The organism is Microbacterium sp. NPDC055357 (assembly GCF_053644835.1).
Window position 1 is genome coordinate 76438 of the sequence record NZ_JBSHLZ010000007.1, and the last position, 15988, is coordinate 92425.

Annotated in this window: 13 protein-coding genes; 6 read left to right on the forward strand and 7 right to left on the reverse strand. The window is 71.4% G+C overall.

Annotated elements, in window-relative coordinates; translation table 11 throughout:
* Window positions 1-256: 256 nt before the first annotated feature.
* The gene (gene proC, locus ACWICD_RS10825; RefSeq protein ID WP_376131206.1) at window positions 257-1099 is read right to left on the reverse strand and encodes a pyrroline-5-carboxylate reductase; all 843 of its coding nucleotides are present in this window, start codon (window positions 1097-1099) and stop codon (window positions 257-259) included.
* 128 nt (window positions 1100-1227) lie between these two features.
* On the opposite strand from proC, the gene ACWICD_RS10830 reads away from it, so the two are divergent.
* Genes ACWICD_RS10830 through ACWICD_RS10840 form a run of 3 tightly spaced genes read left to right on the forward strand, consistent with a single transcriptional unit; the run spans window position 1228 to window position 4287 of the window.
* Window positions 1228-2340 carry an alpha/beta fold hydrolase gene (locus ACWICD_RS10830; RefSeq protein ID WP_454140141.1) on the forward strand — a complete coding sequence of 371 codons (1113 nt, stop codon included), beginning with the start codon at window positions 1228-1230 and terminating at the stop codon, window positions 2338-2340.
* Between the two features lie 32 nt (window positions 2341-2372).
* Window positions 2373-3338 carry a cation diffusion facilitator family transporter gene (locus ACWICD_RS10835; RefSeq protein WP_454140142.1) on the forward strand — a complete coding sequence of 322 codons (966 nt, stop codon included), beginning with the start codon at window positions 2373-2375 and terminating at the stop codon, window positions 3336-3338.
* A gap of 19 nt (window positions 3339-3357) precedes the next feature.
* Window positions 3358-4287: an LLM class F420-dependent oxidoreductase gene (locus ACWICD_RS10840; RefSeq protein WP_376131197.1), complete on the forward strand. Its 930-nt coding sequence runs from the start codon at window positions 3358-3360 to the stop codon at window positions 4285-4287.
* Between the two features lie 243 nt (window positions 4288-4530).
* Here ACWICD_RS10840 and ACWICD_RS10845 read toward each other — a convergent pair whose 3' ends face one another.
* Complete coding sequence (locus ACWICD_RS10845; RefSeq protein ID WP_376131209.1) at window positions 4531-4962, reverse strand: nucleoside deaminase; 432 nt, start codon at window positions 4960-4962, stop codon at window positions 4531-4533.
* 77 nt (window positions 4963-5039) lie between these two features.
* On the opposite strand from ACWICD_RS10845, the gene upp reads away from it, so the two are divergent.
* A complete protein-coding gene (gene upp / locus ACWICD_RS10850) occupies window positions 5040-5672 on the forward strand; it encodes a uracil phosphoribosyltransferase (protein ID WP_376131195.1) in 633 nt (210 codons plus the stop codon).
* A gap of 1 nt (window position 5673) precedes the next feature.
* On the opposite strand, the gene ACWICD_RS10855 is transcribed toward upp, so the two are convergent.
* The gene (locus ACWICD_RS10855) at window positions 5674-5988 is read right to left on the reverse strand and encodes a DUF3467 domain-containing protein (protein ID WP_376131192.1); all 315 of its coding nucleotides are present in this window, start codon (window positions 5986-5988) and stop codon (window positions 5674-5676) included.
* A 48-nt stretch (window positions 5989-6036) separates the two neighbouring features.
* A complete protein-coding gene (locus tag ACWICD_RS10860) occupies window positions 6037-9660 on the reverse strand; it encodes a TM0106 family RecB-like putative nuclease (protein WP_454140143.1) in 3624 nt (1207 codons plus the stop codon).
* Window positions 9661-9838: 178 nt separating this feature from the next.
* On the opposite strand from ACWICD_RS10860, the gene ACWICD_RS10865 reads away from it, so the two are divergent.
* Window positions 9839-11896: an NAD(+) synthase gene (locus tag ACWICD_RS10865; protein ID WP_454140144.1), complete on the forward strand. Its 2058-nt coding sequence runs from the start codon at window positions 9839-9841 to the stop codon at window positions 11894-11896.
* Window positions 11897-12031: 135 nt separating this feature from the next.
* Here ACWICD_RS10865 and ACWICD_RS10870 read toward each other — a convergent pair whose 3' ends face one another.
* From ACWICD_RS10870 to ACWICD_RS10880, 3 genes are all read right to left on the reverse strand, one after another.
* Window positions 12032-12607 (reverse strand): hypothetical protein, encoded by a 576-nt coding sequence (locus ACWICD_RS10870; RefSeq protein WP_454136486.1) that lies wholly within the window; start codon window positions 12605-12607, stop codon window positions 12032-12034.
* Between the two features lie 128 nt (window positions 12608-12735).
* Entirely contained in the window at window positions 12736-13137 is a 402-nt protein-coding gene (locus tag ACWICD_RS10875) for a hypothetical protein (RefSeq protein ID WP_454140145.1), read from the reverse strand.
* A gap of 102 nt (window positions 13138-13239) precedes the next feature.
* Complete coding sequence (locus ACWICD_RS10880; protein WP_454140146.1) at window positions 13240-14376, reverse strand: phosphotransferase; 1137 nt, start codon at window positions 14374-14376, stop codon at window positions 13240-13242.
* A 91-nt stretch (window positions 14377-14467) separates the two neighbouring features.
* Between ACWICD_RS10880 and ACWICD_RS10885 the strand changes: the two genes are divergently transcribed.
* The gene (locus ACWICD_RS10885; protein WP_454140147.1) at window positions 14468-15988 is read left to right on the forward strand and encodes a sensor histidine kinase; all 1521 of its coding nucleotides are present in this window, start codon (window positions 14468-14470) and stop codon (window positions 15986-15988) included.

Here is a 15988-nt window from a genome sequence, read left to right on the forward strand (position 1 = left end):
CCAGTCTGGTTTCGGTGTTTTAGTTTCGGTGGCCGGGGGTTTTGGGTGACCTGTTGGCGGTTTGGTCGGGGTTGGCCGGGGGGGTGGGGGTGGGGGGTGGGGGGGGTGGGCAGGGGGGGGCGGGTGTGGGGGGGGGTGGGGTGGGGGGGGGTGGGGTGGGGTGTGGACGGCGGCGGGGGGGGGGGGGGGACCCCCCCCCCCCCCCCCCCGCTCCCGTGCAGTCTCGCGGTCGGATGCCGCCCGGGGACGCGGGGCGTCAGTCGCCGGTGGCGAGTTCGCGGGCGCGGGCGAGGGCGGCGTCCGTCGCCGTCTCGAAGACGACGTCGAGCCGCGCGGCCTGCAGAACCCCGACGGCGCGCTCGGTCGTGCCCTTGGGGCTCGTGACACGGCGACGCAGCTCGGCGGGGTCTTCACCGGATGCCGCGAGCAGCGCGGCCGCGCCGATGAAGGTCTGCTCGGCCATGAGTCGCGCCTGATCCTCGTCGAAGCCCTTGCCGCGCGCGGCCTTGGTGAGCTCCTCGATGAGCAGGAAGACGTACGCCGGACCCGACCCCGAGATCGTCGAGAGCGCGTCGATCTGCGACTCGGCGACCTCGATCACGGCGCCGCACGTCTCGAACAGGCGGCGCACGACGGCGACGTCGCCGGCCGCAGCCGTCGTGCCGGCGGCGAGGCCCGTGACGGCCTGCCCGACGACGGCGGGGGTGTTCGGCATCGACCGCAGCACGGGGATCGACGGCCCCAGGAGCGCCTCGAACGTCGCGATCGTGACACCCGCCGCGAGGCTCACCACGATCGTGCCCGGACGCAGGGACGGCGCGATCTCACGCAGCAGATCGGGGACCATGACCGGCTTGACACCGACCAGCACGATGTCGGCCGCGGCCGCGGCATCCGTGTTCCCCGTCGGCTGCTCGGCGAGCGCGATGCTCGTCACGGCATCGAGGCCCGCGAGTTCAGCGGCCTTCTCAGCCGTGCGGTTCGTCGCGACGACGCTGCTGGCAAGCCCGGAACGCACGACGCCCTGCAGGATCGCACCGCCCATCGAACCTGCACCGAGGATCGCGACGGGCGGGAGGACAGTCGTATCTGTTGCCATGCCGCCATCCTATGAACCTGATCCGGATGCCGCGCCCCGACCCCGGATCCGCACCGGGTCGCCGGATATAGTCGAAGGACGACGGGGGCCGGGACGCCCTCGCGCGGTCAGCATCCGGAGGCACGCTCATGACCCTCTTCGACGGCATCACCTCGCGCGTCATCGAAACGCCGAGGCTGAACGTGAACATCCTCGAGCGCGCGGGCGACGATCCGAAGACGCCGGTCGACCAGACCGTCGTGTTCGTGCACGGCAACGTCTCTTCGAGCCTGTTCTGGCAGGAGATCATGCAGGATCTGCCGAGCGACCTCCGAGTCATCGCGATCGATCTGCGCGGCTTCGGCGGCACCGAGCACGCCCCCGTCGACGCGACGCGCGGTGTGCGGGACTTCAGCGACGACGTCCGCTCGACGCTGGAAGCCCTCGAGATCCCGACGGCTCATCTCGTCGGCTGGTCGATGGGCGGGGGCGTCGTGATGCAGTACGCACTCGACCACCCGGTGCTCAGCCTCACGCTGCAAGCACCCGTCTCGCCGTATGGATTCGGCGGCACGCGCCGCGACGGCTCCCGCCTGACCGACGACGACGCGGGCACCGGAGCCGGCGGCGCGAACCCCGACTTCATCCGGCGGCTCGCCGAGGGCGACCGCAGCGATGAAGCGCAGACCTCGCCGCGCAACGTCTTCCGTTCGGGCTATGTCGCACCCGGCTACCGCACCGACCACGAAGACGTCTGGGTCGAATCGATGCTCACGACCTCGACAGCCGAGGGCAACTACCCCGGCGACAGCGTGCCGAGCGACGCGTGGCCGGGATTCGCGGCCGGTCCGCTGGGCGTGCTCAACACGATGACGCCGGCGCACTTCAACGTGTCGGGCATCGTCGATCTCGCGTCCAAGCCGCCGATCCTGTGGATCCACGGCACGGCGGACGCGATCGTCTCGGACGCGTCGTTCTACGACGTCAACTACCTGGGCCAGCTCGGCATCCTCGCCGACTGGCCGGGTGAAGAGATCGCGCCGGCTCAGGAGATGGTGTCGCAGACGCGCGATGTGCTCGGCGCGTACGCCGATGCAGGCGGGGATGTCACCGAGATCGATCTCGAGGGTGTCGGGCACTCGCCGCACCTCGAGCGCCCGGCCGAGTTCCGTCACGCCCTGCTCACGCGCATCGGCTATGTGGGCATCCCGGCCAACCCCGCACCGCCCACGGAAGCGATCATCCTGCGCTCGGCCGACTGACGCCGCACGGCGCTCGGGCATAGGCTTCCGCCATGAGCGCGTCCGGTGGCGGGAAGGCCATCATCGCGGCGTTCCTGGCCAACCTCGGCATCGCCGCGGCCAAGTTCATCGCGTGGTTCATCTCGGGTTCGGCCTCGATGCTCGCCGAGGCGATCCACTCCGTCGCCGACTCGGGCAATCAGCTGCTGCTCCTGCTCGGCGGGCGTCGCGCGAAACGCGCAGCCGACCGCGAGCACCCGTTCGGTCACGGACGCGAACGGTACGTCTACGCCTTCGTCGTGGCGATCATCCTCTTCTCGGTCGGAGGCCTCTTCTCGATCTACGAAGGCGTCCAGAAGATCACTCATCCCCACGAGCTCGACCACGTCTGGGTCCCCCTGCTCGTCCTCGTCATCGCGATCGGGCTCGAGTCGTTCTCGTTGCGCACAGCCGTGCGCGAGAGCAACCTGGTGCGCCCGAAAGAGCAGTCCTGGGTGTCGTTCGTCCGCCACGCGAAGGCCCCCGAGCTTCCGGTCGTGCTCCTCGAAGACATCGCCGCCCTCACGGGTCTCGTCTTCGCCCTGCTCGGGGTCGGGCTGTCCGCCGTCACGCACAACCCGATCTTCGACGCGATCGGCACGCTCATGATCGGCACGCTGCTCATCGTTGTCGCGATCACCCTCGGCGTCGAGACGAAGAGCCTGCTCGTCGGCGAGGGTGCGACACAGACCGACCACGACCTCATCGTCGCCGCGATCGAGTCGGGTCCCGAAGTGGAGCGGCTCATCCACATGAAGACGCTCTACCTCGGTCCCGATGAACTGCTCGTGGCGGCGAAGATCGGCCTGCCGTCCGACAGGCCCCTCGTCGAAGCGGCGCACGACATCGACATCGTCGAGGCGCGCATCCGCGTCGCCGTGCCGGCCGCGCGCGTCATCTATCTCGAGCCCGATGTCTACCGTCGCGGAGACAGCGCGGAGCCCTCGACGGAGGAGATCGTCATCCGCTCGGTCGATTGAGCGCTGTCAGACTGACGGCATGGAGTACACGATCTTCACCGAGCCGCAGCAGGGATTCTCGTACGACGACCAGCTCGCCTTCGCGCAGACCGCCGAGCGCCTCGGCTTCGACGCCTTCTTCCGTTCCGACCACTACATGCGGATGGGCCCGGGCGATCCCCTGCCGGGGCCGACCGACGCGTGGACGACGCTCGCCGGCCTCGCCCGCGAGACGAGCCGGATCCGGCTCGGCACGCTCGTCTCCTCGGCGACGCATCGTGCACCCGCGATCTTGGCGATCCAGGTCGCACAGGTCGACGCGATGTCGGGCGGACGGGTCGAGTTCGGCCTCGGCACGGGATGGTTCGAGGACGAGCATCGCGCCTACGGCATCCCGTTCCCCGCGAAGCGGTTTGGTCCCTTCGAAGAGCAGCTCGCCGTCATCACGGGGCTCTGGGAGACACCGGCCGGAGAGACCTTCTCGTTCGACGGCGAGCACTACACGCTCGTGAACGCGCCCGCCCTACCCAAGCCCGTGCAGGAGCGCATGCCCGTCATCGTCGGCGGAGGCGGGCCTCGTCGCACCCCGGCGATCGCGGCGCGCTACGCGACGGAGTTCAACATCGGCTTCCAGCACGAAGACGTCGTCGCCGAGAAGTTCGACGGCGTCCGCGCAGCGTGCGAGCGCATCGATCGCGACCCCGCGACCCTCAAGCTGTCGGTCGCCCTGCCGACCCTCGCGGGTGCGACGTCCGCCGACCTCGAACGGCGCGCCGCCAACGCGGGGACGACCGTCGGAGCCGCACGCGAGCGTGGAGGCATCGTCGGCGGCGCCGATGAGATCGCGGAGAAGGTCGCTCGCCTGCGCGACCTCGGCGCCGAGCGCGTGCATTTCCAGCTCATGGACCTGCGCGACGTCGACCACGTCTCGTTCCTCGGCGAAGAGGTGCTGCCTCTCCTCCCCCGCTGACCCCGTCACCCCGCCGCCTCGTCGCGCGTTGCGCGCGGTGACGTCGCGCGTCGCGTCGTCGCGCGTCGCGTCGATGCGCGTTGCGTCGATGCGCGTTGCGTCGATGCGCGTTGCGTTGACTTGCGGATTGTGCCGACGACACGCCGCGCGCCGCACGCACAAGCCGCAAGTCAACAGGGGAAGACGGGCGCGGGGGGCGGAGGACCGCGGGCGCGGGCGCGGGAGGGAAGGGCGGCGGGGGCGTCAGCGGCGGGCGTCGAAGAAGGTGCGCAGAAGAGCGGATGCCGCCTCTGCGGCGACGCCGCCGACGACCTCGGCGCGGTACGGCAGGCGCCGGTCCCGCACGAGGTCGTACATGGATCCGGCGGCGCCGGCCTTGTCGTCCCAGGCGCCGAACACGAGGCGCGGGATGCGGGACTGCAGCACCGCCCCGGCGCACATGACGCAGGGCTCGAGCGTCACGACGAGCGTGCACCCCTCGAGGTTCCACGAGCCGAGGGATGCCGCGGCATGACGCAGCGCGACGATCTCGGCGTGCGCCGTGGGGTCGCCCGTCGCCTCGCGCAGGTTTCGCCCTTCGCCGATGACCGTGCCCGCGGCATCCGTCACGACGGCACCGACGGGCACGTCGCCCGCCGCTCCGGCCTCGGCGGCGAGCTCGAGCGCACGTCGCATCGCGGCGGCATCCATGGAGTCGAACGTCACGACACGAGCGTACGGTGCGGCGGCACCGCAGCGACTACCCTTGCCCTATGCGCCTGCACGTCGCCGATCATCCGCTCATCACGCACAAGCTCACGGTTCTGCGCGACGCGCGTACTCCTTCGCCCGTCTTCCGTCAGCTGACCGAAGAGCTCGTGACGCTGCTCGCCTACGAGGCGACCCGGAACGTTCGAGTCGAGCCGATCGAGATCCAGACGCCGGTCACCTCGACGATGGGGGTCAGGATCGGCGAGCCGCGTCCGCTCGTCGTGCCCATCCTGCGCGCAGGACTCGGCATGCTCGAGGGCATGGTCAAGCTGCTGCCGACGGCCGAAGTGGGCTTTCTCGGCATGGCCCGCAATGAAGAGACCCTCGAGCCGACGACCTACGCCGAGCGCCTGCCCGACGATCTGAGCGACCGGCAGTGCTTCGTGCTCGACCCCATGCTGGCGACCGGCGGGTCGCTCGGCGCGGCGATCGAGTTCCTCTTCGACCGCGGAGCGCAGGATGTCACCGCGATCTGCATCCTCGCGGCGCCCGAGGGACTCGCGGCGATCGAGAAGCAGGTCGAGGGGCGCGACGTCACGCTCGTGCTCGGCGCCGTCGACGAGCGACTCGACGAGCGGGCGTACATCGTGCCCGGACTCGGCGACGCCGGCGACCGTCTCTACGGCACCGTCTGACTCAGCGCGCCGGCTCGGTCGGCGGGCTCTTGCCCGTCTCCTGCTCCCAGAACTCCAGCTGCTGGGTGAGCGCCTTCGCGAGTTCGAAGACCTGCTCGGGAGGGATCCGGATGCGGCCCACGACGCGCGCCGGCACGACCGTCCGGCGCTCGCCCGTCGCCTGATCGACTTCTTCGTGCGGGGGCTGGGCGAGAGTCAGGAAGTCCATCACGAAGACGGTCGGCGTGTGCCAGACGTTCGCGAAATCGGCGTAGGAACCGGGGATCTGCTCGGGCGGAAGATCGATCTCGAACTGTCGTGGGGCGTCGTCGGCCACGGGTACCTCCGTCGGGACTCGGTGTTCGACGAGTCTACGCGTCGCCGCTCAGGCGCGTCCGACGAGCCGGGCGAACGCGCTCAACCGCGCGACGCCCTCGGGCGTCCGCGGCAGATCGTCGAGCAGCTCGGGCGAATGCACGAGGTAGGCCGTATGCATGGCGCGTGAGATCGCGACGTTGAGGCGGTTGCGCAGCAGGAGGAAGTCGACGCCGCGGGGAGCATCGCGCCCCGACGAGGCCGCGAGCGACATGATCGCGACGGAGGCCTCCTGACCTTGGAATCGGTCGACCGTGCCGACGGGAACCTCGGCGAAGCCCGCCGCGGCAAGCGCCTCTTCGACCATGACCTGCTGCGCGTTGTACGGCGTCACGACGATGATGTCGCGCTGCTCGAGCGGCCGCGGATCGCACGGAGCGGCTCCGTCGCCCTCTTCGAACCGGATGTCGCGCCACTGGCGGCCGACGAGATCGCGCACGATGTCCACGACCGCTTCGGCCTCTTCGGGCGACTGCGTCGCATTGCCGCGGTGCCGCACGGGCACAGCGTGCACCCCGGGCTCGATTCCCTCCAGCACCCGCATCGCGGTGGCCGGATGCGCCGCGAGCTCGCCGTCGTACGACAGCACCGACACGGGAGCGGCCACCTCGGGTCGCATGCGGCGCGTGCGCGCGAGGAAGTAGCCGAGCTCGGCGGGGATGACGTCGGATCCGTCCATGACCCACCCGAGCGCCGACGTGTCGACGGGCTCGGGATGCGTGCCCTGACTCACCTGCGGCAGCTGCTGCGGATCGCCCAGCAGCAGCAGCCGCGGTGCCGCGAGCGAGACGGCGATCGTCGATGCCAGCGAGAACTGCCCCGCCTCGTCGATCACGAGCAGGTCGAGACTGCCCCGCGGGATCCGACCTTCGTGCGCGAAGCCCCACGCCGTCCCGCCGACGACGAATCCGGATGCCGCGTGCTCGGCGGCGAACGCGGCGACGCCGTTCTTCGGGATGACCGTGAACGCCACAGGGGTCTCGGGGTTCTTCGGCGCCTTGCCGACCTGCGCGGCCGGCGCTCCAGCGTCGATGATGCGGTCGAGCATGTTCTCGACGACGGCGTGGGACTGCGCGACGACGCCGATCTTCCATCCGTGCTCGCGCACGAGGCGGGCGACCACGTGCGATCCGACATAGGTCTTGCCGGTGCCGGGCGGCCCCTGCACGGCGAGGTAGCTGCGGTCGAGGCCGCGCAGAGCGCGCACGATCGTGTCGACGTCGCCCGCCGTCGACGACGGCAGAGCGCCCCCGAGGACGCGCGGCGGCCGTCGCAGCAGGATGTCGGTCGCGGGGTCTTCGGGCAGCGCTGGTGCGGCCGCACTGATCGCGTCGGCCCACGTGTCGATCGCCAGCTGCTGGTTCCCGGCCCGCGGCGGAGCAGCCGGCGTGAGCGCGAGGGGCAGGTCGCTCCACGTCACACCGTCGACCGCCGTCTCTTGCACCACGACGCCGTCGTCGAGCACCTCGACGACCGTGACGGCGCGCGTCGCATGGATCCAACGCGGCATCGCCTCGTACGGGAACGGTGCGGGCAGGTCGTAGAGCGCGAACGGGTTCGACCCCACGCTCAGCCGTGTACCGGGTGCAAGCTCGCCGCGCAGCTCGACAGTGCGGCGCTCAGCGCCGCGGCCGCTCTCGGCGACGTGCCAATCGTCGACGACCCGGCACCGGTCGGGGTCGATCACGACGACGTCGCGCGTCTCTTCCCACAGCGACACCGGTTCGCGCAGGCGCAGGAAGTGCGTCGCCCAGAACGACTTCACTTCGCGCGGGTAGTAGTCGATCGCGGCGGCACCGAGGCGCAGCGCGACGGCCTCGGGGGAATCCTCGGGATGCTCGGTGGCCGATCGGGTGAGCGCGAGAGCGCGCGGCGAGGGCTCGTACACGTGCTCGTCGGGCTCGGGGTTCGGCGTCGGACGAAGGCCCGCCTCGCGCGCCCGGTCGACGAGCCAGTCGCGCAGGCGCCTCGTCGACACGCAGTCGTAGCGGTTGTAGTCGGCGAGGTCGTCGAGGATCGCATTCGCCGCGGCGTCGTCCTCGTCCGCGAGCGCGCGGGCCTCGACGTACTTGACGATCGAATCGTCGCCCTTCTGCACATCGCTCGTGCGCACCTCGTCGCCCATGTAGAGCGGCTCGAGCTTCTTGATCGAGTAGGAGCGCGACCCGACCCGCAGCGCGCGGCGCACGATCGGATACAGGTCGACGAACACCGCGTCGCGCAGGAGACGGTCGACGTCGGCTTCGCGCACGCCGTAGCGCGCGGCCATCGCGAGCAGATGCGTCGGCTCGTAGGGAGCGTAGTGGTAGATGTGCATGCCCGGGTACTGCGCCCGGCGCAGCGCGATGATGTCGAGGAACGTCTCGAGCGCACGTTTCTCCTCGTCGAACGAATGGGCCCACAGCGCCGTGTACTGCTCGCGGTCGTCGACCCAGCCGAAGAGGTAGTCGAGCCCCCACCGTCGCGCGCCGCCGTCGGCCTCTTCGCTGTAGAGCGGGTCGCCCTCGAAGTCGAAGAACAGATCACCGTCGTCGGGACGCGGCAGCCCCGCGATCGCCTTCGGCTCGACCACCTCGAACGTCGGCACGGGCGGTGCACCGCCGCTCGGAACTTCGTCGAGTCCGCCCGCGGGGCTCGTGAGCTGCAGCCGGGCCTGGGTCTGCAGCATCCGGAACGTGTCGGCGTTCATCCTCGCGGGCAGCACGCGAGCGCCGGCGAGGTCGTCGATCGTCATGATGCCGGCGGTGCGCAGCCGTTCGCGCTGGGTCGGCCGGATGCCCGCGACGAGCAGCAGATCACGGGATGCCGCGACCTCGGCGTCGCACGTCGCGCAGCGCCCGCACGCCACGACGCGCAGGTCGCCGCGGTCGTCGCCCCACGCGATGGGTTCGCCCGCCGCGCCGAGGTCGACACGCCGGTCGGCGATGAGGGCCGCGAGCCGGGCGCGGCGCAGCCGGAAGACGGGGAGCAGGTCGTCGATCTCGTGCGCGCTGGTCGTGCCGTCGCCGAGCAGCAGTTCGACGCGGTCGCCGCGCGGAACGCCCAACCGGTCGAGCTGGTCGACGTAGGCCGCGAGCTGCATGAGCGCGGTGACCCGCGCGCGTCGCGCGAGCTTCGTATCCTGCACGATCCACGCCCCGCCGGGACCGCTCCCTGATCCCTCGCCCTCGCCCTCAGCGATTGCACCCAACGCGCTCCCTGAACCCACCGCGCCCCCTGAGCCCAACGCGGTCCCTGAGCCCGCCGAAGGGTCGCGCACGAGGAAGTCGGCGAAGCCCACGAACTCGTCGGTGGCGAACGCGGCCTGATACACGACGGCGGCATCGGAGGCGAGCGCCGCGTCGGTCAGGGCGACGGCGTGCGCGAGCCCCGCCGCATCCGTCGATCTCGTCTCGGGGATCTCGATGACCCGCTCGCTGCCGAACTGCTCGATGTAGTCCGCGAGCACACGCCGCTCGTGCGCCGTGCCGAGGCGGCCGGCGCGCTTGAGCGTCTCGTCTTCGGGCTCGTCGACGGCGGCGATGCGCCCGAGCTTCGCGTCGATCGCGCGGGCCCAGGCGAACTCGCACTCGGCCGCCGCCTTCAGATCGCTCGCACTCCAGACGATCCGGCTCTCACCCTCGATATAGCGCATGTCTCCCCTTCCTCCACGACCCTAACCGCGCCCTCAGACCCCCCGCCGCGTGCGATCTGCAGGAAGCACATCCCGGGTCGGCGTGTCGCGGGCGCGAAGCATCACAGGTCGCGCCCCTTCCTGCAACCCGCCCGGCTCCCCCTCGCCGCACCCGCAGCCGCGGTGCCACACTGGAGCGATGAGCCTGCCGTTCGAGAGCGCCTACCGTCACGGCTTCGCCCGCGTCGCCGCCTGCACGATCCCCGTTGCGATCGCCGACCCCGTGGCCAACGCCGACGCCGTCCTCGCCGAAGCCCGTGCGTGCCACGACGAGTCGGTCGCCGTCGCCGTCTTCCCCGAGCTGTGCCTCACCGGCTACGCGATCGAAGACCTCGTGATGCAGGATGCGCTGCTGGACGCCGTCGACACCGCGATCGAGCGGATCACGGCGGCATCCGAAGACCTCCTGCCCGTCCTCGTGGTCGGAGCGCCGCTGCGGCACGGCAACCGCCTCTACAACTGCGCCGTCGTCATCCACCGCGGCGCTGTGCTCGGCGTCGCCCCCAAGTCCTACCTGCCGACCTACCGCGAGTTCTACGAGCGCCGCTGGTACGCGCCGGGCGAGCCGTGGTCGGGCGAGGGCATCCGCATCGGCGAGATCGAGACCGTCATCGGCACGAACCTGCTGTTCGACGTGCAGGATGTGCCGGGCCTCGTGCTGCACGCCGAAGTGTGCGAAGACGTCTGGGTGCCGATCCCGCCGTCGTCCAAGGCCGCCCTGGCCGGTGCGACGGTGCTGGTGAACCTCAGCGGCAGTCCCATCACGATCGCGCGCGCCGACGAGCGCCGGGCACTGTGCCAGTCGCAGTCGCTGCGGTGCCTCGCGGCATACGTCTACGCCGCTGCGGGCCAGGGCGAATCGACGAACGACGTCTCGTGGGACGGGCAGACGATGATCTACGAGGGCGGGATGCTGCTGGCCGAGACCGAGCGCTTCCCCGACGGCGCGCGGCGCAGCGTCGCAGACGTCGACCTCGATCGGCTGCGCCAGGACCGCTTGCGCCAGGGAACCTTCGACGACAACCGGGTGGCGACGGGGGCGGAGTTCCTGCACATCGAGACGCTGCTCGAGCCGCCGCACGAGGACATCGGCCTGCGCCGGCCGCTCGACCGGTTCCCGTTCGTTCCGGACGACGCCGCGCGGCTCGCGCAGGACTGCTACGAGGCGTTCAACATCCAGGTGTCCGGGCTCGTGCAGCGCCTGCGCGCGATCGGCGACCCGAAGCCCGTCATCGGCGTCTCGGGCGGCCTCGACTCGACGCACGCCCTGCTCGTCGTGGCGCGCGCGATGGACCGGATGGGGCGCCCGCGCAGCGACATCCTCGCCTACACGATGCCGGGGTTCGCGACGAGCGAGCACACGAAGTCCAATGCGGTCGCTCTCGCCGAGGCGGTCGGCGCGTCGATCGAGACGATCGACATCCGGCCCGCCGCCACCGAGATCCTGCAGGGCATCCGGCATCCGTTCGCCGGTGGTGAGCCCGTGTACGACGTGACGTTCGAGAACGTGCAGGCCGGGGTGCGCACCGACTTCCTCTTCCGTCTGGCGAACCAGAACAACGGCATGGTGATCGGCACGTCCGATCTGTCGGAGCTCGCGCTGGGCTGGGCGACCTACGGTGTGGGCGACCACATGAGCCACTACGCCGTCAACGCGGGCGTGCCGAAGACGCTCATCCAGCACGTGATCCGCTGGGTCATCTCGCACCGCGAGGGCGTCGACGACGCCGCGGCCGATGTGCTGCAGTCCGTGCTCGACACCGAGATCTCGCCCGAGCTCGTGCCGGCGGGGCAGGACGGCAAGCTGCAGTCGACCGAGGACCGCATCGGTCCGTACGCGCTGCACGACTTCGCGCTGTTCCACGTGCTGCGGTTCGGGATGCGCCCGTCGAAGATCGCTTTCCTCGCGTCGCACGCGTGGAACGATCCGGATGCCGGGGCCTGGCCTCCTGGTTTCCCCGAGGCCGACCGCTATGCCTACGACCTGCCGACCGTCGCGACCTGGCTGCGGGTCTTCCTGCAGCGGTACTTCGCGTTCGCGCAGTTCAAGCGCTCGGCGATCCCGAACGGACCCAAGGTCTCACCCGCGGGCTCGCTGTCGCCGCGCGGCGACTGGCGTGCACCGTCGGACGGCAATGCGCGCGTCTGGCTCGCCGAGCTCGACGCCGCGCTGCCGGCCTCGGCGCGCCCCGCCTGAGCGGCGGTCGCCGCCGCCCCGCGGCATCCCTCCCCCGGCCGTTCCCGACCGCGAGACCTTGACCGCGAGACTGCAACGGCGCGCCGAACGAGCGGGGTTCACCCGCAGTCTCGGCGGCCCGTTGCAGTCTCGCGGTCACGCGGGGGTGGCGTAGGCGAGAGTGATGATCCAGCCGTCGCGCGAGAGGTCGGCGAGGTCGTACTGCGCCCGACGATCGGGCACCCAGCCCTTCGTGTGCGCCGAGTTCAGCCGCACGTGCTCGCCGGCGACCCGCGTGCCGCGTCCGTCGGCGTCGCGCACGGCCTGCACCCGCGTCCAGTGCGCGAGCAGCGCGGCGTGATCACTCTCGTCGAGCAGGTGCGAGTGCCGCTTCATCGTGTTGAGCTCGACCTCGTCGGGGTGCGCGTCGCGCAGGTCGATCCCGACGACGACATCCGGCTCGGAGACCGTGACCAGCGACGCCGCGCGGGCGTTGGCGTTGCGGATCCGCAGCGGCACCTCCTGCCCGTCGACGACGGCGATGAGCTGGGTGTGGAAGCCGAAGGTCTTCGGCGCCTCGCGCTCGATGCGCACGTCCTTCTCTTCGACGCCGAGGCGCGCCGCGACGAGCTCCTTCGCGAGCGCGCGCTTGCGGTCGTGCTCGCTCATCCGGGGGTCCCACCCCAGACGAGCCGAGATTCCGGCGGGGGTGTCCAGCAGAACGGATTCCATCGGTTCGCCCTTCTTCCTGCAGCTTCGTGCGGCGGTGCCGCCCCTTCATCTTGGCGTGGTCGCGCCGCCCCCGGAAGACACGAAGACGGGCGGCGCCCCCGAGGAGGTGCCGCCCGTCGATCCAGACGTCAGTCCGAGCCGGCCGAAGCGACCGAGGCCGGCGACGGCGGGGAATCCGGCGACGGGACCGATGCCGGCGACGGCGGCGAGTCCACCGGTGCGGGAGCCGGGGCGGGGGCCACGGGCGACGGCGCGCTGACGACCGAGACGGGCGAGGGGCGGCTGGGGGCCGAGTTCACCGACGGGGTCGAGATGACCGAGGCGGACGTGTCCGTCGCGCGCATCTTCACGGTGTCGCGGTCGAGCACGTTACCCGACGAGCCGACGACGGGCCCACCGGGGACGACCGAGCCGTCACCCGTGCGCAGGTCCATGTTGGCCGCCGTCGCGGCGGCGGCTCCACCCACGAGCGAGAGGCCCAGGGCGCCGGCGACACCGTACGTGATCCACTTCTTCTTCTTGTTCATCATGTCTCTCTTCCTTTCGGTCCGGCGGGGGGTCGGACCCCGCCGGGGCATCTCCAGTCTGCAAGGCCGGGGTAAGCGGCCTCGAAGCCGGACATGAGACGCCTCTTACGTTGCGCCGAGCGCCTCTGCATCGCCTCGAGAAACGGATGCCGCAACCCGCAGCATCCGCGCTGCACGGTCGTCGTCGCCGGCCTCGGCCGCCCCGAGCGCGTGACCGAGCAGGTGCGTCGCCGCGCGGGCGCGCAGCGCGGGCCCGTCCCACCGCTCGAACCCGTGACGGGCGAGCTCCCACACGCGCGCGTCGCGCGGAGCCGGGGTGAGGAGCGCGCTGGCCACGGCGTGCGCGAGGAACGCCGCCGTGTCGTCGCTCGCGGCTCCTTCCCCCGCCGTGTCGACGTCGATGACGCCCGTCACGACGTCGCCCTCGCCGAGGAAGAGCTGTCCGAAGTGCAGGTCTCCGTGGATGACCGTCAGCGCTTCATCGGGCCACATCTCGCGCGCGCGCCGGGCGATGTCGGCGGCGATCGCGGCCTGCGCGTCGGGCAGCACGGCGTGCAGGCGCTCGTCGTACCAGTCCAGGCGGCGGTCGAGTCGCGTGCGCGCGGGCTGACGCAGCGGCGCGGCCGCGAAGCGGGCCCGCAGGTCGTCGACGGCGTCGAGCAGCGTCACGGGCGACCACGCGGCATCCGGGGCGGGGGTGCCGTGCGCGGCGTCCCACACGATGACGCCGTCTTCGGACCAGCCGCGCACGGCGGGCACGGGGATCCCCGCCGCCGCGAGCACCGTGTGCGCCTCGACGATCGCCGCGATGCGGCTGGGGGGCACGGCCTTGACCCACGCGGGCCCCTCCGTCGTCGGGATCCGCAGCACGCCCCGCCGCCCCGCGCGATAGACGACGAGCTCGGGCAGCCCCGTCGCCGCGGTCCCCAGCCGGGCGAGCAGCGATTCGGCGGCGTGCGCGAACGCGACGGCGGCGAACGCCGGCAGGTGCGGATCCGCGGGATGCACCCACACCCGCACGTCCGGATCGTCCAGGCTGCCGGCGACCATGCCCGTCTCGCGCGCGACGGCGCGGCGCGACGTGTCGACGAAGTAGGTCACCGTCTCGTCGTCTACCGCGACGTCGAAGCCCGCGACCGCTCCTCGCCCGAGCGGCTCACGGCTCAGCAGCGTGACGCGCGCGTCGGGAGCGAGGTCGAGCGCGTCGACGAGCAGCGCGCGCTCGGGAGGGTCGATGTCCATCCCTCGATCCCAGCACGGGTGCGGCCGCAACGGGATGAGATCTCTCTTACACTGGCGCCCGCCGCTCGTGCCGCACGCGATACTGAACAGCATGGGTGAGGGCGGATCGCGGGGGTCCCTGCTCCGTGTGCCCGTCGTCTCGGTGCGCACGCGGCTCATCGCCGTGATGACCCTCGTGGCGGCGATCGGCCTGCTCTCGGTCGGCTTCGTGGTTTATCTCGAAGAGCGCGAGCGCATCCTGAGCCAGATCGACGAGCTGCTCGCCGCCAACCTCGAGTCCGCGCGGTTCCTCGTCGAGCAGGGTGCGGACGACTCCGGCACGTGGGACTCCGCCGAGCAGGCGCTCACGACCATCGTGCAGCGCACGGCACCCGATGACAACACGGGCGTCATCGGTCTCGTCGACGGCGCCCCGGCGCTCGTGCCCGGGATCAGTCTCGACGTCGATCTGCAGAGCGCGCCCGGCTTCGTGCCGCACATCCTGAAGACGGCGCCCGAGTCCGAACCGGTGATCGGCACCTACACGGGCGACGATGTCGCGTGGCGCTACCTCGCGGTGCCCGTGACGATCGACGGGGATGCCACGGCGACGGCCGGTTTCGTCATCGCGTACGACATCGACGCCGAGCTCGCCGAGATCAACAGCGCCGCGCGGGTGTTCCTCATCGCGTCGCTGGTGACCCTCGTCGTCATCGCCGTCGTCGGCGTGCTCGTCACGACGCGGCTGCTGCGACCGCTGCGGCAGATGCGCGAGACGGCCGAGCGCGTGTCGGCCCAGTCGCTGACCGAGCGGCTGCCGATCGTCGGCCGTGACGACGTGTCCGAGCTCGCGCAGACGATGAACGACATGCTCGACCGGCTCGACGAGGCGCTCGACTCGCAGCGGCGCCTGCTGAGCGATGTCGGGCACGAGTTGAAGACCCCCATCACGATCGTGCGCGGCCACCTCGAGGTCGTCGATCCCGACGATGCATCCGACGTGCGCGCGACGCGCGACCTCGTCGTCGACGAACTGGAGCGCATGAGCCGCCTCGTGCAGGACCTCGCCGCCGACGCGGCACTGCACGGGCCGTCGCCCGTGCGCCTGGCACCGACGGACGCCGCCGATCTCGTGCAGCAGATCCTGCGCAAGGCGCAGGGCATCGAGGGCAGCGACGTGATCGCCGGCGACATCGCCCAGGTCGTCACAGCTCTGGATGCCGCGCGCGTGACGCAGGCGGTGCTGCAGCTCGCCCAGAACGCCGTCACCCACGGTGGCGGGCGGATGGAGATCGCGAGCCGCGTCGCCGGCGACGCCCTCGAGATCTCGGTGCGCGACCACGGCCCGGGCGTCGCCGACGACGCGAAGCCGCACGTGTTCGACCGCTTCCACCGCGGCGCGGACGCCCATGAGCGCTCGGGCAGCGGTCTGGGTCTTCACATCGTGCAGGTCATCGCCCGCGCGCACGGCGGATCGGTGCGCGTCGCCGACGCCGCGGGGGGCGGCGCCCGGTTCGTCATTGCCCTGCCCCTCGTGCGTGCCGCCGCCGCGGCGCACGGGCCCATCCCGCCGCGCCCGCCGCTTCCACCGCGACCCGCGACGCTCCCACCCGCTGTCGACGTAGAGGACTGA